The 23234-nt window shown below is 65.9% G+C and carries 20 protein-coding genes; 8 read left to right on the top strand and 12 right to left on the bottom strand.

Annotation, left to right across the window (positions count from 1 at the left end; genetic code table 11):
* Window positions 1–7 precede the first annotated feature (7 nt).
* The 3 genes from ACXAD2_RS08655 (at window position 8) to ACXAD2_RS08665 (ending at window position 2782) form a co-directional block, all read left to right on the top strand.
* On the top strand, window positions 8–1567 hold the full coding sequence (locus ACXAD2_RS08655) for a bifunctional metallophosphatase/5'-nucleotidase (RefSeq protein WP_475169083.1): 1560 nt from the start codon (window positions 8–10) through the stop codon (window positions 1565–1567).
* A gap of 131 nt (window positions 1568–1698) precedes the next feature.
* A complete protein-coding gene (gene hisF / locus ACXAD2_RS08660; RefSeq protein WP_066104593.1) occupies window positions 1699–2457 on the top strand; it encodes an imidazole glycerol phosphate synthase subunit HisF in 759 nt (252 codons plus the stop codon).
* 10 nt (window positions 2458–2467) lie between these two features.
* Entirely contained in the window at window positions 2468–2782 is a 315-nt protein-coding gene (locus ACXAD2_RS08665; protein ID WP_164182407.1) for a phosphoribosyl-ATP diphosphatase, read from the top strand.
* 184 nt (window positions 2783–2966) lie between these two features.
* Here the strand turns inward: ACXAD2_RS08665 and ACXAD2_RS08670 are convergent, their stop codons facing one another.
* The 3 genes from ACXAD2_RS08670 to ACXAD2_RS08680 all read right to left on the bottom strand — a co-directional run bounded on the left by ACXAD2_RS08670 (window position 2967) and on the right by ACXAD2_RS08680 (window position 7145).
* The gene (locus tag ACXAD2_RS08670) at window positions 2967–3419 is read right to left on the bottom strand and encodes a CoA-binding protein (protein ID WP_475169086.1); all 453 of its coding nucleotides are present in this window, start codon (window positions 3417–3419) and stop codon (window positions 2967–2969) included.
* A 225-nt stretch (window positions 3420–3644) separates the two neighbouring features.
* On the bottom strand, window positions 3645–5936 hold the full coding sequence (locus ACXAD2_RS08675; protein WP_475169088.1) for a xanthine dehydrogenase family protein molybdopterin-binding subunit: 2292 nt from the start codon (window positions 5934–5936) through the stop codon (window positions 3645–3647).
* Between the two features lie 81 nt (window positions 5937–6017).
* The gene (locus tag ACXAD2_RS08680; protein WP_475169089.1) at window positions 6018–7145 is read right to left on the bottom strand and encodes an alanine racemase; all 1128 of its coding nucleotides are present in this window, start codon (window positions 7143–7145) and stop codon (window positions 6018–6020) included.
* 89 nt (window positions 7146–7234) lie between these two features.
* On the opposite strand from ACXAD2_RS08680, the gene ACXAD2_RS08685 reads away from it, so the two are divergent.
* Window positions 7235–7693: an Lrp/AsnC family transcriptional regulator gene (locus ACXAD2_RS08685; RefSeq protein ID WP_066106958.1), complete on the top strand. Its 459-nt coding sequence runs from the start codon at window positions 7235–7237 to the stop codon at window positions 7691–7693.
* Between the two features lie 186 nt (window positions 7694–7879).
* On the opposite strand, the gene ACXAD2_RS08690 is transcribed toward ACXAD2_RS08685, so the two are convergent.
* Window positions 7880–10069: a primosomal protein N' gene (locus ACXAD2_RS08690; RefSeq protein ID WP_475169091.1), complete on the bottom strand. Its 2190-nt coding sequence runs from the start codon at window positions 10067–10069 to the stop codon at window positions 7880–7882.
* 107 nt (window positions 10070–10176) lie between these two features.
* Here ACXAD2_RS08690 and fsa point away from each other — a divergent pair, with 107 nt between their 5' ends.
* A complete protein-coding gene (gene fsa / locus ACXAD2_RS08695; protein ID WP_092423818.1) occupies window positions 10177–10830 on the top strand; it encodes a fructose-6-phosphate aldolase in 654 nt (217 codons plus the stop codon).
* Window positions 10831–11199: 369 nt separating this feature from the next.
* Here the strand turns inward: fsa and ACXAD2_RS08700 are convergent, their stop codons facing one another.
* Together ACXAD2_RS08700 and parA are read right to left on the bottom strand one after the other, a co-directional pair.
* Entirely contained in the window at window positions 11200–12060 is an 861-nt protein-coding gene (locus ACXAD2_RS08700; protein ID WP_475169093.1) for a DUF6206 family protein, read from the bottom strand.
* Window positions 12061–12090: 30 nt separating this feature from the next.
* Window positions 12091–12732, bottom strand: a complete 642-nt coding sequence (gene parA, locus ACXAD2_RS08705) for a ParA family partition ATPase (RefSeq protein WP_066104578.1) — start codon at window positions 12730–12732, stop codon at window positions 12091–12093.
* A gap of 186 nt (window positions 12733–12918) precedes the next feature.
* Between parA and ACXAD2_RS08710 the strand changes: the two genes are divergently transcribed.
* On the top strand, window positions 12919–13587 hold the full coding sequence (locus tag ACXAD2_RS08710; RefSeq protein ID WP_475169094.1) for a hypothetical protein: 669 nt from the start codon (window positions 12919–12921) through the stop codon (window positions 13585–13587).
* A 49-nt stretch (window positions 13588–13636) separates the two neighbouring features.
* Here the strand turns inward: ACXAD2_RS08710 and ACXAD2_RS08715 are convergent, their stop codons facing one another.
* The 3 genes from ACXAD2_RS08715 to ACXAD2_RS08725 all read right to left on the bottom strand — a co-directional run bounded on the left by ACXAD2_RS08715 (window position 13637) and on the right by ACXAD2_RS08725 (window position 18114).
* Window positions 13637–15925 (bottom strand): glycosyl hydrolase family 28-related protein, encoded by a 2289-nt coding sequence (locus ACXAD2_RS08715; protein ID WP_475169095.1) that lies wholly within the window; start codon window positions 15923–15925, stop codon window positions 13637–13639.
* Between the two features lie 132 nt (window positions 15926–16057).
* Window positions 16058–16459, bottom strand: a complete 402-nt coding sequence (locus ACXAD2_RS08720; protein WP_475169097.1) for a DUF4864 domain-containing protein — start codon at window positions 16457–16459, stop codon at window positions 16058–16060.
* A 77-nt stretch (window positions 16460–16536) separates the two neighbouring features.
* On the bottom strand, window positions 16537–18114 hold the full coding sequence (locus ACXAD2_RS08725) for a lysine--tRNA ligase (protein ID WP_475169098.1): 1578 nt from the start codon (window positions 18112–18114) through the stop codon (window positions 16537–16539).
* Between the two features lie 118 nt (window positions 18115–18232).
* Here ACXAD2_RS08725 and ACXAD2_RS08730 point away from each other — a divergent pair, with 118 nt between their 5' ends.
* Window positions 18233–18658 carry a tellurite resistance TerB family protein gene (locus ACXAD2_RS08730; protein ID WP_083191212.1) on the top strand — a complete coding sequence of 142 codons (426 nt, stop codon included), beginning with the start codon at window positions 18233–18235 and terminating at the stop codon, window positions 18656–18658.
* Between the two features lie 385 nt (window positions 18659–19043).
* Here the strand turns inward: ACXAD2_RS08730 and ACXAD2_RS08735 are convergent, their stop codons facing one another.
* The 3 genes from ACXAD2_RS08735 to ACXAD2_RS08745 form a co-directional block, all read right to left on the bottom strand.
* Window positions 19044–19688 carry a D-alanyl-D-alanine carboxypeptidase gene (locus ACXAD2_RS08735; RefSeq protein ID WP_475174794.1) on the bottom strand — a complete coding sequence of 215 codons (645 nt, stop codon included), beginning with the start codon at window positions 19686–19688 and terminating at the stop codon, window positions 19044–19046.
* Entirely contained in the window at window positions 19570–20556 is a 987-nt protein-coding gene (locus ACXAD2_RS08740; RefSeq protein ID WP_475169100.1) for a D-alanyl-D-alanine carboxypeptidase, read from the bottom strand. Before ACXAD2_RS08740 ends, ACXAD2_RS08735 begins: the two co-directional genes overlap by 119 nt.
* Before the next feature lie 160 nt (window positions 20557–20716).
* On the bottom strand, window positions 20717–21340 hold the full coding sequence (locus ACXAD2_RS08745; protein ID WP_475169101.1) for a nicotinate-nucleotide adenylyltransferase: 624 nt from the start codon (window positions 21338–21340) through the stop codon (window positions 20717–20719).
* Between the two features lie 164 nt (window positions 21341–21504).
* Here ACXAD2_RS08745 and ettA point away from each other — a divergent pair, with 164 nt between their 5' ends.
* Window positions 21505–23160: an energy-dependent translational throttle protein EttA gene (gene ettA, locus ACXAD2_RS08750; protein ID WP_475169102.1), complete on the top strand. Its 1656-nt coding sequence runs from the start codon at window positions 21505–21507 to the stop codon at window positions 23158–23160.
* Window positions 23161–23234: the final 74 nt, after the last annotated feature.

Genomic DNA, 23234 nt, shown 5'->3' on the forward strand with positions numbered 1-23234 from the left:
GATTCCCATGTCGCTTCGTCTTCTGACCGGCGCCGCCGCGCTGGCGCTGACCGCTGGAACTGCCAGCGCCGACTATTCCATCACCATCCTGCACACGAACGACTTCCACGCGCGCTTCGAGCCGATCAGCAAGTATGATTCCACCTGCGGCGAAGAAGACAACACCGAGGGCAAATGCTTTGGCGGCTCGGCCCGCCTGCAGACCGCCATCACCGAAGCCAAGGATCGCGCCGGGAACTACCTGCTGGTGGACGGCGGCGACCAGTTTCAGGGAACGCTCTTTTACACCTATTACAAGGGTAAGCTCGCCGCCGAGATGATGAACCAGATGGGCTATGACGCGATGACCGTGGGCAACCACGAGTTCGACGACGGCCCCGAGGTGCTGCGCGGCTTTGTCGATTCGGTCGACTTCCCGGTGCTGATGTCCAACGCCGATCTCACCGCCGAAGATCTGCTGAAAGGTGAGATCCAGAAATCCGTGGTCATCGAGAAGGACGGCGAGAAGATCGGCCTCATCGGCCTGACCCCGGTGGACACCAAGGAACTGTCCTCGCCGGGCAAGAACGTCGTCTTCACCGATCCGGTGGATGCTGTTCAGGGCGAGGTCGACAAGCTGACCGCCGAGGGCGTGAACAAGATCGTGGTGCTGTCGCACTCGGGCTATCACACCGATCTGCGCGTCGCCGAAGAGACCACCGGCGTCGACATCATCGTCGGCGGCCACTCGAACACGCTGCTGGGCGACATGGACGGTGCCGAAGGCCCCTATCCCACCATGGTCAAGGACACGGCGATCCTCTCGGCCTATGCCTACGGCAAGTTCCTCGGCGAGTTGAACGCGACCTTCGACGATGAGGGCAACCTTGTCGAAGCCTCCGGCCAGCCGCTGATCATGGATGCCAGCGTGACCGAGGATGAGGCCACCAAGTCGCGCATCACCGAAGCGGCCAAGCCGCTCGACGAGATCCGCAACAAGGTGATCGGCGAGTCGAGCGCCGAGATCAATGGCAGCCGCGACATGTGCCGCGCCGAGGAGTGCCCGATGGGCAATCTCGTCGCCGACGCGATGCTGGATCGCGTGAAGGATCAGGGCATCGACGTCGCCATCACCAACGGCGGCGGGCTGCGCGCCTCGATCGACGCGGGCGAGGTGACCATGGGCGAAGTGCTGACCGTGCTGCCGTTCCAGAACACCCTCTCGACCTTCGAGGTCACCGGCGCGGTGATCAAGGAGGCGCTGGAAAACGGCGTCAGCCAGATCGAAGAAGGCGGCGGGCGCTTCCCGCAGGTTTCGGGCATGAGCTTCACCGTCGATCCCTCGGCCGAGGCTGGCAGCCGCATCTCCGACGTCATGGTCGGCGAGGCCGCGCTGGATGAAAGCGCCACCTACGGCGTGGTGTCCAACAACTTCGTGCGCAACGGCGGGGACGGCTACTCCATGTTCACCACCGCCGAGAACGCCTATGACTTCGGCCCCGACCTCGCCGATGTCACCGCCGAATTCGTCGCCGCAAGCAGCCCCTACGAGCCCTTCACCGAGGGCCGGATCACCGTGAAAGAGTGATCGCCATCTGAGGCACAAACGCCGAAGGGCGCGCCAAGCGGCGCGCCCTTCTTGGTTTCAGGCAGGCTTGCATGCGCGCTGCGGTGCAACATCCCCTTCCCCCCGCGGAAATTCCGCACTATCACAGCGCCATGTTGAAGACCCGCATCATCCCCTGCCTCGACGTGGCCGATGGCCGCGTGGTCAAAGGCGTCAACTTCGTCGACCTGCGCGATGCCGGCGACCCGGTGGACGCCGCCCGCGCCTATGACGCCGCTGGCGCCGACGAGATCTGCTTTCTCGACATCCACGCCACCCATGAAAATCGCGGCACCATGTTCGACGTGGTCACCCGCACCGCCGAGCAATGCTTCATCCCGCTCACCGTGGGCGGCGGCGTGCGCACGGTGGGCGACGTCCGGGCGCTGCTGCTGGCCGGGGCCGACAAGGTCTCGTTCAATTCCGCCGCGGTGGCCAATCCCGACGTGGTGGCCGAGGCCGCGGATCACTTCGGCAGCCAATGCATCGTCTGCGCCATCGACGCCAAGACCGTAGCGCCCGGCCGCTGGGAGATTTTCACCCATGGCGGCCGCCGCCCCACCGGCATCGACGCGGTGGAGTTTGCCATCACCATGGCGCGCAAGGGCGCGGGGGAGATCCTGCTCACCTCGATGGACCGCGACGGCACCAAGGCGGGGTTCAATCTGCCGCTCACTCGCGCCATCGCCGACGCGGTGCCAATCCCGGTGATCGCCTCGGGCGGCGTCGGCACGCTCGACCATCTGGTCGAGGGCGTGACCGAGGGCCATGCCTCGGCGGTGCTTGCCGCCTCGATCTTTCATTTCGGCACCTACACCATCGCCGAGGCCAAGGCGCATATGGCGCAGGCCGGCATCCCCGTGAGGCTCTGACATGTCGCAGATGACGCTGGAAAAGCTGGAACAGGTGGTCGCCGACCGCGCCTCCGCCTCGCCCGACGAAAGCTGGACCGCCAAGCTGCTCGCCAAGGGCCCGGAGAAATGCGCCGAGAAATTCGGCGAGGAAGCCATCGAGGCGATCATCGAAGCGGTGAAGGGCGATCGCGAGAAGCTCGCCTCCGAGGCCGCCGACGTGCTGTTCCACTTCCTCGTGATGCTGCGCGCGCGCGAGCTGCCGCTGTCAGAGGTCATGGCCGAGCTTGAGCGACGTCAGGGCCGCTCGGGCATCGCCGAGAAGGCCGCGCGGCCCAAGGGCTGAGACCACCGGTCAGGGGGCGCTGCCCCCTCGCCGCTGCGCGGCTCACCCCCGGCGTATTTTCAAAGAGAAGAAGCCAAAAAGAAGAAGCACAGGGGCCGGGACCCTGCGGCCTTCGTCTAGACGCAAATATCCCGGGGGAGTCCGCATCGCGGACGGGGGCAGAGCCCCCTTCCCTTAGCCTTCCTCAGCCACCCACGGCGTCGGCGAGCGGCATGGACGCCCCGATAAGGCGCTCGTATTCGATCTTCGTGCAGCGGTTCTGGATCACGTCGATCCCCTTCGCCTCGGCCTTGGCGGCGGCTTCGACGTGTTCAACGCCAAGCTGCATCCAGATCGTGCGCAGCTGCGGCAGATGCGACAGCGCCGCGCCGACCACCGAGGGCACCGCGTCGTGGCGGCGGAAGATGTCGACCATATCCACCGGGGCGTCGATCTCCGACAGGCCAGCACGGACGTCCTCGCCGAACAGCGTCTGCCCCACATGGCCGGGATTGACCGGGATGATCCGATACCCCCGCTGATGCAGGAAGCGCGAGACGTAGTGGCTCGGGCGCATGAGATTGGTCGAAACACCGACCACGGCGATCACCCGCGTGCGGGTCAGGACATCTTTGAGAAATGCGTCGGAATAGCTCATGCGAACAGCCTGTCACAGCGCCGGGGGAAGCGAAACTGGGAAAAGAAAAAGCGTCCGGGAGAAACCCGGACGCCAGTTACGGAACGAGGGACAGTGAAGGGGCTGCGGAAGTTCCGGTTCCGCGCCTCTGCATCAGAGATAGGCAAAAATGCCACGAATGTAAGACCCCTCGCGCTTACGTGATGAAAAAATCTTGACCTTCCCGCCTTCACGTGCTGGCGGACCTCACTCTGCGGCCATGGCAGCGCCGTTCAGCATCTGCCAAACGCGGTGCGGCGTGAACGGCATATCCGCCTGACGAATCCCCCGCTCCCACAGCGCGTCCTGCACGGCGTTCGACACGGCGGCCATGGAGCCCACGGTCCCCGCTTCGCCGCAGCCCTTCATCCCCATCGGGTTGCCGGTGGACGGCACGGGCTCGACATCGAAGGCGATCCACGGCGCATCCTTGGCGCGCGGCATGGCGTAATCCATGAAGGTCGCGGTCAGCAGCTGGCCATCCTCATCATAGACGGTGTGTTCGGTGAGCGCCTGACCCAGCCCTTGCACCACCCCGCCATGCACCTGCCCCTCGGCCAGCATCGGGTTGATGAGATTGCCGAAATCATCGACCACCGTGTATTTCACCACCCGCGTCACGCCGGTTTCCGGGTCGATCTCGACCTCGCAGAAATGCGCGCCATTGGGGTAGGAGCGGGCGTCGATGGCGGTGCGGGCGGACCAGCTCAGCAGATCCTCGCGGCCCTTCTCGCGGGCCAGCGCGGCAGCCTCGAGCATGGTCGGGTGCAGGTTCGAGCCTTCGGCGCGGAACTGCTCGTCATCGAAGCGCACGTCGTCGGGATCGACGCCCATCTCGCCGGCAAGAAACTCGCCAAAGCCCGCGATCATGTCGCGCACCGCGGTCAGCGTCACCGTCGCCTGCGTGGTCACCGAGCGTGAGCCCCCGGTGCCGCCGCCGCGCGGGATGCGGTCGCTGTCGCCCTGCACGAAGCCGATCTTCTCGACCGGGATGCCGGTCTGGTCGGCGAGGAACTTGGCGAACACCGTCTCGTGCCCCTGCCCGTTCGACTGGGTGCCGACGTAGATGGTCGCGCCGCCGTCCTCGGTGAACTCCACCTTCACGTCCTCTGCGGGATCGCCGAGGATGCTTTCAATGTAATAGCACAGGCCCAGCCCGCGCAGCTTGCCCTGCGCCTCCGAGGCCGCCTTGCGCGCCGGATATCCGGCGATATCGGCATCCGCCTCGGCATGGGCCAGCACGCGGGAGAAATCGCCCACGTCGTAATTCTCGCCGGTGACGGTCTTATAGGGGAACTCCTGCACGAAGTTGATGCGGCGCAGCTCCATCGGATCGACGCCGAGCTCGCGCGCGGCGCGGTCCATCACCCGCTCGAGCGTGTAGATCGCCTCGGGGCGGCCCGCACCGCGATAGGCGTCGACCTGCGTGGTGTTGGTGTAGAACCCCTCGACCCGCATATAGGCCGCCTTGATGTCATAGGTGCCGGTCAGCACCTTGGCATAGAGCGCGGTCTGGATCGCCTGCCCGAAGTTCGAATTATAGGCACCAAGGTTGCAGCGGGTGTGGTTGCGGTAGCCGAGGATGCGGTTGTCTTCGTCAAAGGCAAGCTCCGCCAGCGTCACCAGATCGCGGCCCGCGTGGTCCGAGAGCATCGCCTCGGTGCGGTCGGACATCCAGCGCACCGGCTTGCCCAACTGCTTCGCCGCATAGGCGATGGCGAAATACTCGGGATAGCCCGGAGCCTTCATACCGAAGCCGCCGCCGACATCGGGGTTGGTCACGCGGATCTGCTCGACCGGCAGGTCGAAGGCCTGGGCCAGTTCCGACTTCAGCCCCCAGACCCCCTGCCCGTTGAAGGCCACATGCAGCTTCTCGCCGTCCCATTCGGCATAGGCGCCGCGCGGCTCCATGGCGTTGACGATGACGCGGTTGTCGCCGACCTCGAGGCTGACCACCTTGGCGGCCTTGGCAAAAGCCTCATCGGTTTCGGCCTCATTGCCCAGACCATAGTCGAAGGCGCGGTTGTCCGGCGCCTCGGGGTGGATCGGATCGCCGCCCGCCGCCAGCGCCATATGCACCGGCAGATCCTCGAAATCGAACAGGATCGCCTCGGCGGCGTCCTTCGCCTCGATCATCGTCTCGGCCACGATCAGCGCCACCGGCTCGCCCACATGGCGCACGTGGTCCTTGGCCAGCACCGGGCGCATCGGGTCGGCGGCCTTGCTGCCGTCGCGGTTGCTGATCACCGTGCCGCCCATCGAGATGTCCATGCCGGAGGCCAGCAGATCCTCGACCGTCGCCACCAGATGCACACCCGGCATCTCGCGGGCGTCGGTCACGTCAAGCTCGGTGATCTTCGCATGCGCCACCGGCGAGCGCAGGACGAAGGCATGCAGCGCCCCCTCGGGTGCAATGTCATCCACATAGCGACCGTGCCCGGTGAGAAAGCGCACATCCTCGGTGCGCTTGAACGACTGGCTCTTGCCGAATTTTTCCATCTGGCTGGTCCTCCCGCGATGCGTCTTCGCGGGCGACTGTAGAGGGCATGTCGGCAGAGTCCAGCGCCCGGGACTGTGATCTCAGGACTGTTTTTCGATTTCCACGACTCTGCGTACACCATAGCCGTTGAAGCCGGTGACAAGGGCGCGCGAATAGGCCCCCATGCCCTCGAAGAGCAGGTAGTCCCCCTCCGCCAAGTCACCGGGCAGCGGCAGCAATTCCGGCAGCCGGTCGATGCTGTCGCAGGTCGGGCCAAAGACGATGCGCCGCCGCAAAGCGCCGCAAAGCGCACCGCCCGCAGCAGCCACCGGGCGCACCCGGCTCATCGGTGCGATGTCGCGCCATTCCGCCAGCCCGCCGTAGACGCCATCGTTGAGAAACACCGCCTCCTCATCCACGCCCTTCACCCGCAGCGCCAGCGTCAGCGCCTCGGCGGCCAGCGCGCGGCCCGGCTCGCAGACCAGTTGCGGCGCGGTGTCGAACGCGCCTTCGGTGACCTCGCGAATGGTGTCGAAGATTGCCTGCAGATCGGGGCGGTCGGTGTCGCGGTGCGCCGGAAAGCCGCCACCCACGTTGAGCCGGTGCAGCACCACTTTGGCCGAGCGCGCCACCGCAGCGGCCTCGGCGATGTAGCGCGCCCAAGGCTCGGGCGAGGCGCATTGCGTGCCGGGATGGAAGGTGAGCGAGGGGGTGAAGCCCAGCTCGGCCACCCGCCGGAGCAGCGCCGCCGCCTGATCGGGCGTGGCGCCGAACTTGGCCCCGAAATCATAGGCAGCGCCCGCCACCGGCAGCTTCAGGCGCACGGCGATCTCGGTGCCCGCGGGCAAGCTGCGCAGCTTCTCGAGCTCGCTGGCGCGATCGACGGACCACGACACGCAGCCCGCCTCAAGGCCCGCCGCGATCTCTGCCGCCGAGCGGACCGGGTTGTGATAATGCAGCGCCGCGCCGGGCGCATGGGTGCGCACCAGCTCCATTTCGGCGGGCGAGGCGACGTCGAAGGCGGTGATCCCTGCGCCGTGCAGCGCGCGGATCATCTCGGGCGCGGGGTTGGCCTTCACTGCGTAAGTCACCAGCCCCGGAAAACCCGCCCGAAATTCTCGCGCCACCTCGGCCAGCCGCTCCGGGTGAAAGAAAAACACCGGCGCGTCGGGCGCATTGGCCGCGAGCCAGCTTTCCGGCGTCGGCGATAGGCTGGGGTCGATCCGCATGTGTCACTGCCTCCTGCTGCGTTTTCTTTTCAGGATGGCGCAGAAAACGCTCGGATCCGCGTGGCAGATGGAACAGAATGTCGGGCATCATGCCACAGATTGACGACCGAACCGGACAGATCGACGAAACCGACCGTCAGCTCATCGCCCTACTCGAGGCCGATGCCCGTCTGCCGGTGGCCGATCTGGCGCGGCGGCTGGGGCTGGCGCGCACCACGGTGCAGGCGCGGATCGACCGGTTGCTCTCACGCGGGATCATCGCCGGCTTCACCCTGCGCCGCGGCGCCGCGCTGAAGGCGCCGATCCGCGCCACGGTGCTGGTCTGCATCGAGCCGCGCAGCCAGCCCGAGGTGCTCGCCCGGCTGCGCCAGATGCCAGCGGTCGAGGCCGCGCATACCACCTCGGGCCGGGTCGACCTGCTGGTGCAGGTGAGCGCGCGCAGCACCGAAGAGCTGGACGCCACGCTCGACAAGATCGCCGAGGCGCGCGGGGTGAAAAGCTCCGAGAGCCTGATCCACCTGAGCACGAAGCTGAATCGGGCCGGGTAGAGGCGCGCGCCCGGAATCAAGGCGAAGCCGCCGGGCGAGCGCCTGCCCGTCCCGTCGGGCTGGCGCTTTGTCACCTGCGCACGGCGTTCGAGTGTCACCCGGGCTTGGCTGACATAAAGCGGCGACCAAAACGGTTTCGGCGCCACCCCACGGGCAGGCGCGCGCCCGGCTCCCCTATCGCTGCCGTCAGAAAAAGCTCTGCGGGTCGATGTCGATCGCCATGCGCAGCTCGCCCTTGAGACGGAACTGCCCGGCCCATTCCGCCAGCGCCGCCTGCAACGCCACGCCCTTCGGGGCCTTCACCAGCAGCCGCACCCGGTGCCGCCCACGCACCCGCGCGATGGGCGCGGGCGCCGGGCCGTAGATCTGCGCCCCGATCCGCCGCAGCGGGCCGTCCTGCCGCGCCATGGCGTTGCCCAGATCGAACACCTCCTGCACCTCGGTCGACGACAGGATCACCCCCGCGAGGCGGCCATAGGGCGGCATCCCGGCGGCGCGGCGCTCATCGGCCTCGGCTTTCCAAAAGCCCTCTTCGTCGCCCGAGAGGATCGCCCGGATCACCGGGTGCTCGGGCTGGAAGGTCTGCAAAAGCGCCGCGCCCGGCTTCTCGGCCCGGCCCGCGCGCCCGGCCACCTGCCGCATCAGCTGAAAGGTGCGCTCGGCGGCGCGCAGGTCCGATCCCTGCAGCCCCAGATCGGCGTCGATCACCCCCACCAGTGTCAGGTTCGGAAAGTTGTGCCCCTTGGCCACCAGCTGCGTGCCGATGACAATGTCGGCCCCGCCCATGGCGATCTTCTCGATCTCCGCCTTCAGCTGCCGCGCCGAGCCGAAGAGGTCTGACGAGAGCACCGCCAGCCTTGCATCGGGAAAGACCTCCGCCGCCTCTTCGGCCAGCCGCTCGACCCCCGGCCCCACCGCCGCCAGCTTGCCCTGCACCTCGCAGGAGGGGCATTTCTCGGGCTTCGGCGTGCTCTCGCCGCACTGATGGCAAACGAGCCGCTGCAGGAAGCGGTGCTCGACCATCCGCGCGTCGCAATGCGGACAGGCGATCTGGTGACCGCAGGCGCGGCAGATGGTGACCGGCGCATAGCCGCGACGGTTGAGGAAAAGCATCGCCTGCTCACCGTTCTCGATCCGCCGCTTCACCGCCGCCTGCAGCGAGGGCGAGATCCAGCGACTGCCCGGCAGATCCTCGGCGCGCATGTCCAGCGCGCGCATCTCCGGCATCACCGCAGGGCCAAAGCGCGAGACCAGATCGAGCCGCTCATATTTGCCCGCATCGGCGTTGGCCCAACTCTCCAGCGAGGGCGTGGCCGAGGCCAGCACCACCCGCCCCGAACAGATCGAGGCGCGCAGCACCGCCATGTCGCGGGCGTTGTAGAGCACGCCTTCCTCTTGCTTGTAGGAGGTGTCGTGCTCTTCATCGACCACCGTCAGACCCAGATCGCGGAACGGCAGGAAGAGCGCCGAACGCGCGCCCACCACCAGCTGCGCGCCGCCCTCGGCCACGTGCCGCCAGACCCGCCGCCGCTCGGTCACCGTAACGCCCGAATGCCATTCGGCGGGCCTTGCGCCGAAGCGCGCCTCGACGCGGGTCAGAAACTCCGAGGTCAGCGCGATCTCGGGCAGCAGCACCAGCGCCTGCCGCCCCTGCCGCAGGCATTCGGCCACCGCCTCGAGATAGACCTCGGTCTTGCCCGAGCCGGTCACCCCTTTCAGCAGCACCGTGCCGTATGTGCCCGAGGACACACCCGCGCGCAGCACCTCGGCGGCTTTGGCCTGATCCTCGGTCAGCGCCTTGCCGCCATAGTCCGGATCGAGCCGGGCAAAGGCGGTATCGCGCGGCGCCTCTTCCTCGCGCACGGCCCCGAGCTTTGCCAGCCCCTTGACCACCGAAGAGGTCACCCCGGCGGCATCGGCCAATTCCTTCAGCGTCAGCGACAGGCCGCCCATCTCGTCGAGCACCTCCAGCACCCGGCGCCGCGCATCGGTGAGCCGCTCGGGCACGCTGTCACCGCGGCGGTAGATCTTGCGCATCGAGGGCGCCTCGCCCAGCCCCGGCGCGCGGGTGGCCAGCCGCAGCATCGCGGTGCGCGGCGTCAACGTGTAATCGGCGGATCGCTCAAGGAATTCCCGCAGTTCCGCGCGCATCGGCGCCGCCTCCAGCACCCGCGACGCGCTGCGCACCTTGGCGGGATCGAAGCCGCCCTGCCCCGGCCCCCAGACCACGCCAAACACCTTGCGCGGCCCCAGCGGCACCTCGACAAACGCCCCCTGCGCGCAGCCACCCGCGGGCGCCTTATAGTCCAGCAGCCGATCCAGCGGTTGCGTGGTCAGCACCGAGATCAGCGTGCCTTCGTCGTAGTAATCATCCATTGAGGGCAGGTCCGTTAGCGCTATTTTCAAGGGGGTTCCCGCCCCTCACCTCATGAGGTAAGACAGGCGCGACCGAATGCCAAGCCAAGCCTGGAGGGCTTACCCAGATGAAATTCTTTGTCGATACCGCCGATGTCGATGCCATCCGCGAGCTGCACGAGCTCGGCATGGTGGACGGCGTCACCACCAACCCCTCGCTGATCGCCAAATCCGGCCGTGACATCCTCGAGGTCACCAAGGAAATCTGCGAGATGGTGCCGGGCCCCGTCTCCGCCGAGGTGGTCGCGCTCGACGCCGAGGCGATGATCGCCGAGGGCCGCAAGCTGGCCGAGATCGCGCCGAACATCGCGGTGAAGGTGCCGCTGACCTGGGATGGCCTCAAAGCCTGCAAGGTGCTCTCGGAAGAGGGCAATATGGTCAATGTGACGCTCTGCTTCTCGGCCAATCAGGCGCTGCTCGCCGCCAAGGCCGGCGCGACCTTCATCTCGCCGTTCATCGGCCGCCTCGACGATCTGAACCTCGACGGGCTGCAGCTGATCGCCGACATCCGCCAGATCTACGACAACTACGGCTATGAGACGCAGGTGCTGGCCGCCTCGATCCGCTCGGCCAACCACATGTCGGACTGCGCCAAGATCGGCGCCGACGTCTGCACCGCGCCGCCCGCCGTGATCAAGGCGATGGCCAACCACGTGTTGACCGACAAGGGCCTCGCCGCTTTTGTCGCCGATGCCGAAAAGGCTGGCATCAAGATCGTCTGATCGCCTCCTCCTTTCCGGGATTCCAAAGGTCCGCCTCTGCACGAGGCGGGCCTTTTTCTTTTACATTTCCATAGCCTATGGACCCACCCCGGCTGCGCGCCCCGCCGCTATTTTCCGCCGTGCGTATTTTCAAAGAGAAGAAGCAGGGGACCGCGCGGGTCCACCCCGCGATCCGGCAGCCCGGGAAAGCAACAAGGCCGCGGGACCGCGAGGCTTCTCCTCTTGCGGTCATCGGCTCGCCAGCCTGTACCGCACAGCCACACCTAAGCGATCAGGGTTAACGGCAGATTACCCTCAAACCCCTGCGCGGCGCCGTCCGCTTCTTCTCTTTTCAAATACGCACATCCGGCGGCAGGGCCAGGGCTGACCTCAGAGGTTGGGCTCGCCCTGCAACCCCAGCAGCTTGCGGAACCCGGTCCAATAGCCCGGCAGCCGCGGCGGCTGCGAGAGCCCTTCCAGAGCCTCCTCGGCAAAGCGCGGCATGGCGCGCGGAGCGAAGTCGCGGCCCCAGTCGAGATAGGCGCCCGCATGCTCGGGGCGCAGACGGCAGGCCGAGCCGACGAGGCCGACCAGCGTTTCGGGGGCCGAATACCATTCGTCCTGAATGCCGGTGACCTTGGCCTTGAGGAAGGGACCGACCCAGCGCATCAGGCGCTTTTCCGAGAACAGCAGCAGAAGCTCGCCCATCTCGTCGCGGCTGTAGCCGATCAGCGGCGGGAAGGTGTCGTAAAAGATCGCCTGACCGTCCAGCACCGCGAAGTTGCGAATCGACGGGTGGAAGCCCACCCGCCCCTCAATTTGGTCGGCGTTGTTCCAGAACTGCGCGATGACCTGACCCGCGGCCTCCATCATTGCCAGCGTCGAGGCCAGATCCTCGCGTTGCATGCGCGGGCGCATCAGCGCGCTTTCGGGCAGCGCCTCTTGGAGGATCACCGGAATCCGCCCCTGCTCGGTCTGCATCAGCAGGAACTCGGTCTGCGGCAGCGGCACGCCGGTCTGCTCGAGCGCCGCGACATAGGCGTCATGCGCCTGCGCCAGCCGCTCCAGCTTCGCGCCGTCGGGCAGCCCGCGATAGACTTTGATCACCTTGTCGGCAAACGGGCCGTCGGCGGGCCGGAAGGGCGCGCAGAAATACCCGAGCCGCGAGATCGGCTGGCCCTGCCCCTCTTGGTGGCGGCGGATCGTCTCGGCAAGCGCGGCGTGGTCTGTGGTATCGGTCATGTCGGTCATGGGCGGGCATGTCTCCTGTTGCGGCACGCTTTACCCGTTTGCCAGCGCCTCCGCCACCTCTGCCGTCAGCGCGGCGACCTCGGCGCGGGCCGGGGTCTTGCGCCCTTCGGCGGCGCTTTGCCCCCGCCCGAAGGCCTCGGCATAAGCCACCCGGTTGGCCAGTTGCGCGGCGGCGATGCGCACGTCCATAGCGCCCACCGCCTCGGAGATCTCGCCCGAAAGCCGGGTGCCGGGGCGGGTGCGGTTGAGCACCACCATCGCCTCGCGGTTCTCGCGCCGGGCCAGATCGAGCACGCCCTCGGTGGCCCAGAGGTCGAGATGGCTCATCGAGACCGGCACCACGACCAGATCGGCGGCACGCAGCGCCGGGCGCAGATCGCTGTCGGCCTTGGGCGGCGTGTCGACGATCACCACGTCATGGCTGCCCGACAGCTTGCGACACTCGTAGGTAACCCCCCAAGCCGAGGAGGTGGCGAACTCCAGCGCGCCGAGCGCCTCGGGATCGCGTTCCAGCCGGGTCATGAACCAGCGCCCGAGGCTGCCCTGCGGGTCGATGTCCACCAGCGCCACGGATTTGCCCTGCGCAAGAAATCCGATCGCCAGATTGGCCGAGAGCGTGGTCTTGCCCGAGCCCCCCTTCTGCTGTGCGACGGTGATCACCGATCCGGTCATGGCTGCCCCTCCCCGCCCCTCTCAAGGGCTGTTTTGCACCCGCAGCATATCCGATCGCGGCACTCCGTCCAGTGTCCAGATGACGCGTGGTCGCCAAGGGATCGCCAAGCGGTTGCCAAGCGTCCTGCGTCATATTCATCCCACGTTAACCACGTCCGGAGCAGGCTTTCCGCAAGGGAGGCGCTCATGCGGAGGTTGGCACGGCTAGGTGTGCTTTGCGGGCTGCTCTGGCTCTGCGCCGGGCCGCTGCAGGCGGGGGCTTGGCTGCAAGAGCGCGGCGCGGGTTTCGCCAGTTCAACCACGCGGCTCACATGGCCGCAGAGCTACGGGCTTCAGGGGTGGCAACTGCCCAGTGGGCGATATGACACGCTCTATGTCGAATATGGGCTGAGCCCGCGGGTGACGATCGGTGCCGACCTCGGGCGGGCGATCTCGGGCGCGGGCAAATCGCTGCTGTTCCTGCGCCTGCCGCTGATCGGCGCGGGCCCGATGCGGTTGAGCGCGGAACTGGGGGCCGGACGGATCGAAGGATATCAGGCGCTGCGCCCCGGGCTGTCGCTGGGGCTCAGCCACGTGCGCGGCTGGCTCAATGCCGACATACTGGCGGAACTGCGTGGCGCGGCGGGCACCGATGTGAAGATGGACCTGACGCTTGGGCTCAACCTGCCGCAGCGCCGCAAGGCGATCCTGCAGGTGCAGACCGGGGTGCAGCGCGGCGATCCCGGTTTCGTGCGGCTGGCCCCTTCGGTGGTGCTGCCGCTGCGCGCGCGGCTGCAGGCCGAGATCGGCGCCAGCTGGGGGCTGGTCGGAGACACCAGCGCAGGGCTTCTGCTTGGCCTCTGGACGCAGTTCTGAAACGGCGCCGACGCCTTTTGGCGCCGGTTCGATCCGCCGATGCGCAGGGTCACGTATCCATGCGCACCAGCAGCGTCAGATCGCCAAGCACCGGCTCGGGCCAGATCACATGCACGTCGGACGCCCCGCTGCCCTGCTCCGCCGAGGTATAGGGTGTGACAAAGGCGGTGACATTCGCGCCATTGCGCGGCCGCGAGGTGAGCACGAGGCTTTGCACCTGCCGCGCGCGACCGCCGAAGGGCAGCTTGTTGCCGGTCGCGACCACCCATGTGGCGGCATGGGTGTTCTGGTCGTGGTTAACCTGCAACGGGTTCTCGGTCTGCAGGTCGATATTGTGGAAAGTGTTCTCTTGCATGAACACCCGGCGCATCGCGCCCAGGTCGAGCCCGGCAAAGGAGGTGTCGACCCGCTCGACCCGGGTGATCGTGCCACCCACGGCGCGGAAAAGATTGCCCGAGACGTTCATGCCGTTGACCATATGGCCGCTGCCATAGGGCTTCACCACGATGAAGGAAAACCAGTCGGCGACGTTCGAGCACAGCATGACATTGCCGGTGATCGACAGGCCCGCAAAGCCGAAGCCGCCCGAGAAATCCGGCTCGGGCTCGCGCTCGTTGGTCCATTCGACAAAGCAATTGTCGATATAATTGCCAAAGATCGTGGTGCTGCAGGCACGGAGGCACAGCACGATCCCCGCCGAGCGAATGCCGCTGCCGGTCTCGTCGCCCTGAAAGAAATGGTTGCCCGAGATCACCGCCTGCGCGCCCGAGATCACCGCGAAATGGCGGAACTGCGAGGCGCGGTTGTTGCGGATCTTCACATCGTTGGCGTTGGTGTTGATCGCCACGGACTGGCGGCTTTGCGTGGAGAGCCCGCCCTCGGCGCTGATGAACTGATTGTGGTCTATCAGAAGCCCCTGACAGCCCTCGCCGATCGAGGTGATGCCGCGGTGACCGGGACGGTTGAACACGCAGTTGCGGATCACATTCACCGTGCCGAGCGGCGGCAGCATCAGCCCGCTGGCCAGTTCCGAACATTGGAACTCCACATCCTCGACCTCGAACTTCTCGAGCTTGGTGAACCCCGAGAAATCCAGCATGTAGCGAAAGCGGGTGAAGGTGTAGCTCTGCGTGCCCACCGCATCCGACAACGGCTGCGAGAGGGTAATCTCCTGCGCGCCGACGTTCTTCGACTTCACGTAGATCTCGCGCCCCACCCCGGCGCCGGTGACAAGGCTGCCGACCTCGATATTGGCGATATTGGCCACATTGGTCAGGCGCCACTGGTTCGAGGCGGAATAGGTGGCGGTGCTGGTGACGCTGGTCGCCCCCCAGCCGCCGCTGTCCTCGGCCCGCAGCTGGCCGTTGCGCAGCACCCGGCGCTGCGAATAGGTGTCGCGGTTCGGCACGGCGGCCTGCACATCCAGCGGGCCGTTCATCGAGACGCGGCGCCCCCCCATGTCAAAGCTCTCGTGGTCGGCGTTGTTGAGCAGCGACTGCAGCCCCTTGGCCAAGGCGATCTCTTCATCGCCGCCGAAAGCATCGGAATAGGCGGGCAGGTTGAAATCCTTGGTCAGCGACAGGATCGCCGAGGCTGGCATGCTCAGCTGTCCCTCGAAGCGCACGTGGTGTTCCAAAGTGACCGAATTGGCGAGACGATAAGTCCCCGAGGGCACGATGATCAGCCGCCCGTCCGCCGCCGCGTCGGCGGCCTCGAAGGCGGCGCTGTCGTCGGTGCTGCCATCGCCAAGCGCGCCATAGTCGCGGACATCGACGCTCGCCAGCATCTGCCGCAGAAAGACCTCGGTGATATCCTCGATCTGCAGATCGTCGATGCGCACGACCCCGCCGTTCAGCCCCGTCAGGTCGAGCCCGAAATGCCCGTAGCTCGGCCCTGTGCCCCAGATCAAATCGACACCGGCGCGCGACCCGGCCCCCACGATGGCCGAGACCTCGACCACCTCGCCATAGCTGCTCAGCGCCACCGCATCCCCCTGCATCGGCACGCCGCTCACCGCCACATCGTTGCCGGTGCCAGCCCAGCCCGCGATGCGCACCGACGGCAGATTGCCCGAGATCGCCTTCACCCGCGCCGTCACCTGCAGGTAGACGCCGGGCAGGATCGGCGTCTGCCCCATGTAGCGCAGCTTTTGCGTGGTGTCGGTTTTCTGCAATTCCAGACAGCCGCCGAAATCCGCATCCGCCGGAACATAGGCCGCCGCAACAGACGAGGCGTAGGTGTCCGATCCCGGTCGCCCGTCGCCGCGCGACCACACATCCAGCCCTTCGGAAAATGGCGTGGGGGTCAGCACCACCCCGTCGGTCACCGCAATGTTCATGCCCTGCTTCCTCTGCTCTGATCGCCTCACGGGCCGCGCCGACCCAATGGGCAAAGAGCTAGAGAAGCGAGGTTAACGACGCCCAGTGACACCGCGCGCCGGACCGCCGCCACAGGCAACGGCAGATGGCGCTCAGACCGAGGCTTCGGGCAGGTCCAAAAGGCGCACGCCAGCGATGCGCCAACGTCCGTCGATCTGCTCCATCAGGTATTCCAGAGCATGGGCGCGGCCCGCCGTGTCGGTGACATAAACGTTCTGCGCCAGATAGTTGCCACGCTCATCAAGCCCGCCAAAACGAATCTCGCCGGGATGCCAGACCATCGGATAACCCTCGCGCACCATCCGCGAGAAATTCTCCGGCGTGCCAAAGAGCCCCTGAATGCCGGGGCTGGCAAAGGTAAAGGCGGTCTCGGCATCTTCGGCCAGAAAAGCCTCCATCTGGCTGCGGATGGTGCCGGCGATCTCATCTTCCTGCGCCATGACCGGGCCCGACAGAGCCCCGGCCAGCAGAAATGCGGCAAGACATTTGCGCATGAAAAAAACCTCCCTGAATGCTCAGGGAGGTAGTCTTTACTTACGTTAGGTCAAACCCGCAGGTCAGGCCCAATGGCTCAGCCCAGTTCGCCCGCCAGCCCCTTGCGGATCAGCGCCGCGGTCTCGTCGACGCCGTAGAGGGCGATGAACCCGCCGAAGCGCGGCCCCTGGCTCTGGCCAAGCAGCACCTCGTAAAGCGCCTTGAACCACTCGCGCAGGTTCTCGAACTCATGCGTTTTGCCGACCGAGAAGACCATGGTCTGCAGCGCTTCGTCCTCGACCGCGCCATCGTAGCCCTCAAGCTGAGCGGCAAGGTCTTCCATCGCCGCACGTTCCTGATCGGTGGGCGCGCGGAACTGCTTCGTCGGTTTGACGAAGTCGTTGTAGTAGCGCACCGCGTAACCGGCAGCGGCGTCGAGATCGGGATGCGTCTTGGGCTCGGCCTCGGGCGCGTAGCGGCGAATGAAGCCCCACATCGCTTCCTTGTCCTCGGCACCGGCGGCCGAGGCGAGGTTGAGCAGCATCGAGAAGGGCACCACCATCTTGGTCTCGGGCACGTCACCGCCGTGGATGTGCCACACCGGGTTGTTGAGCTGCGCCTTGGCATCCTGCGTCGGATAGGCGCGCAGCTGCTGGTGGTACTCGTCCATCGCCTTGGGAATCACGTCCCACCACAGGCGCTTTGCCGTCTTCGGCTTCTGGTACATGAAGTAGGACAGCGATTCCGACGAGGCATAGGTGAGCCACTCGTCGATCGACAGGCCGTTGCCCTTGGACTTCGAGATCTTCTCGCCGTTCTCGTCGAGGAAAAGCTCATAGGTGAAGTGCTCGGGCGCGCGCACGCCGAGCGTGCGGCAGATGCCGTCGTAGATCGGCGTGTTGGTCGAGTGGTCCTTGCCGTACATCTCGAAGTCAACGCCGAGCGCGGCCCAGCGAGCACCGAAATCGGGCTTCCACTGCAGCTTCACGTTGCCGCCGGTCACCGGAACGGTCCATTCCTTGCCATCGTCATCGTCGAAGGTGATCGTGCCTTCCTTGGCATCGACATTCTTCACCGGCACGTAGAGCACGCGGCCCGTCTCGGGGTGGACCGGCAGGAAGATCGAATAGGTCGAGGCCCGCTCTTCACGCAGCGATTTCAGCATGATCTTCATCAGATCATCGTATTTCTCGCAGCAACGCAGCAGGATCTCGTCGAACTGGCCCGACTTGTAGAAATCGGTCGCCGAATAGAACTCATACTCGAACCCGAAGGTGTCGAGGAACCGGCGCAGCATGGCATTGTTGTGGTGGCCAAAGCTCTCGAATTCCTCGAAGGGATCGGGGACCGAGGTCAGCGGGCGCTGCAGGTTCTCCTGCAGAAGCTCTTGGTTCGGCACGTTCTCGGGCACTTTGCGCATGCCGTCCATATCGTCCGAGAAACAGATCAGACGGGTCGGGATGTCCGAGATCACCTCGAAGGCGCGGCGGATCATCGTGGTGCGCGCAACTTCGCCGAAGGTGCCGATGTGCGGCAGACCCGACGGACCATAGCCGGTCTCGAACAGCACATATCCCTTCTCGGGCGGCGTCTTCTCGTAGCGTTTCAGCACCCGGCGCGCCTCTTCAAAGGGCCAGGCCTTCGAGCTCATTGCTGCGTCGCGCAGTTCGGACATTGAAACACTCCTTAGGGAAGAAACGCCCCCATTCACGGGGCAGTGCGCCCGCGTCCTATTGCAGCCGGGGCATGGGGTCAATAAATTGCGCGTAGCATGATTTTTCCGGAGTATTCCAGTGTCTGAAGCCGCCCCGCATCCGATGACCCCGCAAGACTGCCTCGTCGCCCTGATGATCGCGGTCTCGGCCTCTGACGAGAACATGCGTACCGCCGAGCTGGTGAAGATCGAATCCTCGGTCAACATGCTGCCGATCTTCAGCAACTACGACATCGACCGGATGCGCGTGGTCACCGATCTGGTGTTCGACCTCTTCGAACAGGAAGACGGGCTCGACGCGCTCTTCGGCCTGCTGCGCGACAACCTGCCCGAGCGGCTGAACGAGACCGCCTATGCGCTGGCCTGCGATGTGGCCGCCGCCGATGGCACGCTGCGCGAAGAGGAACTGCGGCTGCTCGAAGAAATCCGCTACGAGCTCGACATCGACCGGCTGCATGCCGCCGCCATCGAACGCGGTGCCCGCGCCCGTCACCTGCACGGCTAAGCACCCCGTTCTATACCCGGCCCTACCCCCTGCCCTGCCCTGCCCGGTTTCGGCAGGGCGTTGTGGCCATGGGCGGAAAACACCCTATCCCTGCGCGCCTTCCGCAGCGCAGCGTGACGACGGACGGTTTTTCGAATATGATGTAATTGTGCGCATTACCGCACTTAATCCACCACTCATTCTTTCCGAGTTGTTTCTGTTTTCACTGCATTTTCAAGGAAGACAGCCCATGTCACGTCATCACGTGACCCGTCATAGGTTCACCCTGTTCGCTGCACTGCTGCTTTGCCTGCTTCCGATCCTCGGCGCATTGGCATTGTGAGCACCCCGCTGGCCTGCCCTACCGGTCATCCGGCTGGGCGAGCGCGGCGCCTCCACGCCCCATTCAGGGCGCGGCGCTTTGCGGCGTGGCGACACTGCCGGACGAGGTTTGCGTGGTCGGCGTGACATCGGGGCTGGCGCTTGCCACGGCAGCAGCAGGCTCGGGTCCGGTGCCCTTGGGGAAGCGCACCGCCCAGCGTTCGATCAGATCCTGCTGCAGCGCCTTGGCGCGGCGGTTCCATTCACGCATGCCCGGCGGGCGCTCGCGCTCTTCCACCGGGATCGCGTCGCGCCGCGGCACGTCACCGCAGAAGATCGCGAACACCAGTTGCTCGCCGCTCGGCATATCGACAAAGCCGCCAAGACCGCTGACGAAGTTCAGCGTGCCGGTCTTGGCGTGCACCTTCAGCGGGTGATCCTGCACCGGTCGCCCGCGCCCGTCGAGCATGGTGATCGGCTTCAGCAATGGCTTCAGCCCCAGCCGCCGCTCGGCCTGCAGCAGCGCCGAGGCCACATCCGCCGCCGCGACCCGGCTGTTGCCGCCAAGGCCCGAATGGTCGGTCATGGCAATATGGGTCAGCCCCAGCTCGTCACGCGCCCAGGTGTTCATCACCTCGGCAGAATGCACGATCAATTCGGCATGCCCCAGCCGCTTGCGGGTGGCGGTCAGCCCGACCAGTTCGGCGGTCAGGTTGGTGGAATACTTCAGCATCTCCTTGAGGATCACATGCAGCGGCTCGCTCTCGCGACGCGCCACCAGAATCCACCGTCTCGACGCCATGCTCGATCACCGGCTCGGGCAGTTGCAGCCCCTGCGATCCAGCCAGTGCCTGAAACACTTCACCGGCGTAAAGCTCGGGCTTGCGCACCGGCAGCCAGCGCGAGCCGCCCTTGCCAAGCGCGTGGCTGGCCACGCTCCATTCGTCGCGCCCGTTCTGATCGGCATAGGTGTAGATCGGCCCATTGCGGTCCGAGACCGCCATATGCGCCATGCGCACCGACTGCCGCCCCGCCATCGAGGGCGCGTCCATGCTGACGTCATAGCCGTTGCCGTCGCGCTCCCACTCAAAGCTGACGCGGTTGTAATTGAGGTTGATCGCCGAAACCGCCGGGTTGTAGCTGACGTGCACCGGCTGCTCGAGGTCGATCTGCGCCGCATAGGGCAGCGCGCCACCATCGACGATGAAGCGCCCGGTCACCTTCTTGATGCCGATCTCGGCAAGGCTGCGCGCCATCTCGGCCAGCCCGTCGGTGTCCAGCGTCGGATCGCCGCCGCCGACCAGAACCAGATCGCCCTTCAACTCGCCGCCGACGATCGCGCCCGTGGTCCAAAGCTCTGTAGAGAAACGGTAATCCGGGCCCAGCGTGTCAAGCGCATAAGAGGCGGTCAACGACTTGGCAACACTCGCGGGCGGCAGGCCCAGCGTGCCCTGATGGCTCTCGAGCAGCTGGCCCGTCGCGGCGCTGAGCACCGCGTAGCCGACCAGCCCGTCGCCAAGATTGGCCTTGGCGATCAGGTCTTCGGGCGAGTCGAGCGTGCGCAGCGCAACATTGTCGCCGCGCCCAATCGGCCGCAAAGACCGTTCGACCGCGCCAGCAAACGCCGGGGCCGCAGCCGCGGAGACACCGGACGCAGCGAGGAAAGACAAAAAGTGACGACGAGACAGACCGCGGTTCATGCCGCGGATCTAACCGAAGCGAGTGAGGCGCAGCAAGCGTCCTGCACGCGCGAATACTTCACATTTGCGCCGGTTCGGCGCGCGTCCGCGCACGAATGGCCGTGGAACTGAGGTCCGACATCGGCAGGTTCACGAAGCACCAGCGCGGCGGCGTGGCAAGTGGCAGCACCGCCGCGGCCCGGCTCGGCAGCCGCGCATGGCGAAACACCGCCGCCGCCACCGACTCGCGCGCGGCCAGCCGGCTGCCCGGACGCGCCAGCACCCCCACCGGCACCCGGCGCATGATCTCGCGCCAGTCTTCCCAGCGGTGCAGCTGCGCCAGATTGTCGGCGCCCATCAGCCATGTGAAACGCACACCGGGGTGCCGCGCCTGCAGCAGCGCCAGCGTGCGGGCCGTGTGCCGCGTCCCGGCCAGCGCCTCAAAGCCGCTGACCATGACCCGCGGATGCTGGATCAGCGCGCGGGCCGCCGCGATCCGCGCCTCCAGCGGTGCCGGGCCCTGAACCTTGAGCGGATTGCCGGGGCTCACCAGCCAGATGATCCGGTCGAGGCGAAAGCGCTTCAACGCCTCCAGAGTGATGCGCACATGGCCTTCATGCGGCGGGTCGAACGATCCGCCGAGCAATCCGATCCTCTGTCCGGCCCGCAGATGAAAGCCGGTTTCATACGCATTCCAGAGCATTGCGCCCCTTCCTTTAGGAATGAATGCCCAAAGACACAGGATTTCGCTCGGGGATCAACCGCATTTTTCCACAGGGAGCGGGCCGTATCCCGGCAAACAAGGCATTTGCTTTCCCCCGTCGCGGTGCCATACACCCCCGCAAAGCTTTTTCACCGGAGGAACCGATGGCCAGCTATCAGTACGTCTACCACATGGACGGCGTCTCCAAGACCTATCCCGGCGGCAAGAAATGCTTCGAGAACATCCGTCTCAGCTTTCTGCCCGGGGTGAAAATCGGTGTCGTCGGCGTCAACGGCGCCGGTAAATCGACCCTGCTCCGCATCATGGCGGGCATCGACAAGGACTTCTCGGGCGAGGCCTGGGCCGCCGAGGGCGCCAAGGTCGGCTATCTGCCGCAGGAGCCCGAGCTTGATGCCTCGCTCGACGTGCGCGGCAACGTCATGCTTGGCGTGGCCGAAAAGAAGGCCAAGCTCGACCGGTTCAACGAACTGGCGATGAACTACAGCGACGAGACCGCCGACGAGATGGCGCAGCTGCAGGACGAGATCAATTCGCAGAACCTGTGGGATCTCGACAGCCAGATCGACGTCGCCATGGAAGCGCTGCGCTGCCCGCCGGACGAGGCGGATGTGACCACGCTTTCGGGTGGTGAGAAGCGCCGCGTCGCGCTCTGCAAGCTGCTGCTTGAAGCGCCCGACATGCTGCTGCTCGACGAACCGACCAACCACCTCGACGCCGAGACCATCGCCTGGCTGCAGAACCACCTCATCGAGTACAAGGGCACGATCCTCTGCGTCACGCACGACCGTTACTTCCTCGATGACATCACCGGCTGGATCCTCGAGCTCGACCGTGGCCGTGGCGTCCCCTACGAGGGCAACTATTCGAGCTGGCTGGAGCAGAAAGCCAAGCGCCTCGCGCAGGAAGCCCGCGAAGACAAGGCCAAGCAGAAGACCCTCGAGCGCGAGCTTGAGTGGATGCGTCAGGGCGCCAAGGCGCGTCAGGCCAAGTCGAAAGCCCGTATCGCCGCCTATGAAGAGATGGCAGGCCAGTCCGAGCGCGAGCGCGTCGGCCGTGCCCAGATCGTCATCCCCAACGGCCCGCGCCTTGGTGGCAAGGTGATCGAGGTCGAGGGTCTGAAGAAGGCCATGGGCGACAAGCTGCTGATCGAGAACCTCGATTTCTCGCTGCCGCCGGGCGGCATCGTCGGCGTGATCGGCCCCAACGGCGCCGGTAAATCGACCCTGTTCAAGATGCTCACCGGTCAGGAACAGCCCGACGAGGGCACCGTCACCTACGGCGACACGGTCAAACTGTCCTATGTCGACCAGTCGCGCGACGATCTCGATCCGGACGCCAACGTCTGGGAAGCGATCTCGGGCGGTGCGGAAATCATCCAGCTCGGCGACGCGCAGATCAACAGCCGCGCCTATTGCGGTGCGTTCAACTTCAAGGGTGGCGACCAGCAAAAGAAGGTCGGCCTGCTTTCGGGTGGTGAGCGCAACCGCGTGCACATGGCGCGCCTGCTGAAAGAGGGCGGCAACGTCCTGCTGCTCGACGAACCGACCAACGACCTCGACGTGGAAACCCTGCGGGCGCTCGAAGACGCGCTTGTCGATTTCGCCGGCTGCGCCGTGGTGATCTCGCACGACCGTTTCTTCCTCGACCGTATCTGTACCCACATCCTCGCCTTCGAGGGCGAAGCGCATGTGGAATGGTTCGAGGGCAACTTCGAGGACTACGAAGAAGACAAGAAGCGCCGTCTCGGTGCCGATGCACTGGAACCGACGCGGGTGAAGTTCAAGAAATTCGCCCGCTGAGCGGCACTCCGCCCAGCATTGCAGAAAATGAAGATGACCCCGCGTACACATTCGTGCGCGGGGTCTTTCGTTCC

The organism is Salipiger sp. ABN3_019 (assembly GCF_056158605.1).

What these genes read in the sequence shown, in the direction of transcription:
- parA (WP_066104578.1), bottom strand. Translation starts at nt 12,732, where the DNA reads ATGACCGGATCGGTGATCACCGTCGCACAGCAGAAGGGGGGCTCGGGC.
- ACXAD2_RS08700 (WP_475169093.1), bottom strand. Translation starts at nt 12,060, where the DNA reads ATGACCGACATGACCGATACCACAGACCACGCCGCGCTTGCCGAGACG.
- ACXAD2_RS08680 (WP_475169089.1), bottom strand. Translation starts at nt 7,145, where the DNA reads ATGCGGATCGACCCCAGCCTATCGCCGACGCCGGAAAGCTGGCTCGCG.
- fsa (WP_092423818.1), top strand. Translation starts at nt 10,177, where the DNA reads ATGAAATTCTTTGTCGATACCGCCGATGTCGATGCCATCCGCGAGCTG.
- ACXAD2_RS08690 (WP_475169091.1), bottom strand. Translation starts at nt 10,069, where the DNA reads ATGGATGATTACTACGACGAAGGCACGCTGATCTCGGTGCTGACCACG.
- ACXAD2_RS08720 (WP_475169097.1), bottom strand. Translation starts at nt 16,459, where the DNA reads ATGCGCAAATGTCTTGCCGCATTTCTGCTGGCCGGGGCTCTGTCGGGC.
- ACXAD2_RS08685 (WP_066106958.1), top strand. Translation starts at nt 7,235, where the DNA reads ATGCCACAGATTGACGACCGAACCGGACAGATCGACGAAACCGACCGT.
- ACXAD2_RS08725 (WP_475169098.1), bottom strand. Translation starts at nt 18,114, where the DNA reads ATGTCCGAACTGCGCGACGCAGCAATGAGCTCGAAGGCCTGGCCCTTT.
- ettA (WP_475169102.1), top strand. Translation starts at nt 21,505, where the DNA reads ATGGCCAGCTATCAGTACGTCTACCACATGGACGGCGTCTCCAAGACC.
- ACXAD2_RS08665 (WP_164182407.1), top strand. Translation starts at nt 2,468, where the DNA reads ATGACGCTGGAAAAGCTGGAACAGGTGGTCGCCGACCGCGCCTCCGCC.
- hisF (WP_066104593.1), top strand. Translation starts at nt 1,699, where the DNA reads ATGTTGAAGACCCGCATCATCCCCTGCCTCGACGTGGCCGATGGCCGC.
- ACXAD2_RS08655 (WP_475169083.1), top strand. Translation starts at nt 8, where the DNA reads ATGTCGCTTCGTCTTCTGACCGGCGCCGCCGCGCTGGCGCTGACCGCT.
- ACXAD2_RS08715 (WP_475169095.1), bottom strand. Translation starts at nt 15,925, where the DNA reads ATGAACATTGCGGTGACCGACGGGGTGGTGCTGACCCCCACGCCATTT.
- ACXAD2_RS08745 (WP_475169101.1), bottom strand. Translation starts at nt 21,340, where the DNA reads ATGCTCTGGAATGCGTATGAAACCGGCTTTCATCTGCGGGCCGGACAG.
- ACXAD2_RS08670 (WP_475169086.1), bottom strand. Translation starts at nt 3,419, where the DNA reads ATGAGCTATTCCGACGCATTTCTCAAAGATGTCCTGACCCGCACGCGG.
- ACXAD2_RS08675 (WP_475169088.1), bottom strand. Translation starts at nt 5,936, where the DNA reads ATGGAAAAATTCGGCAAGAGCCAGTCGTTCAAGCGCACCGAGGATGTG.
- ACXAD2_RS08710 (WP_475169094.1), top strand. Translation starts at nt 12,919, where the DNA reads ATGCGGAGGTTGGCACGGCTAGGTGTGCTTTGCGGGCTGCTCTGGCTC.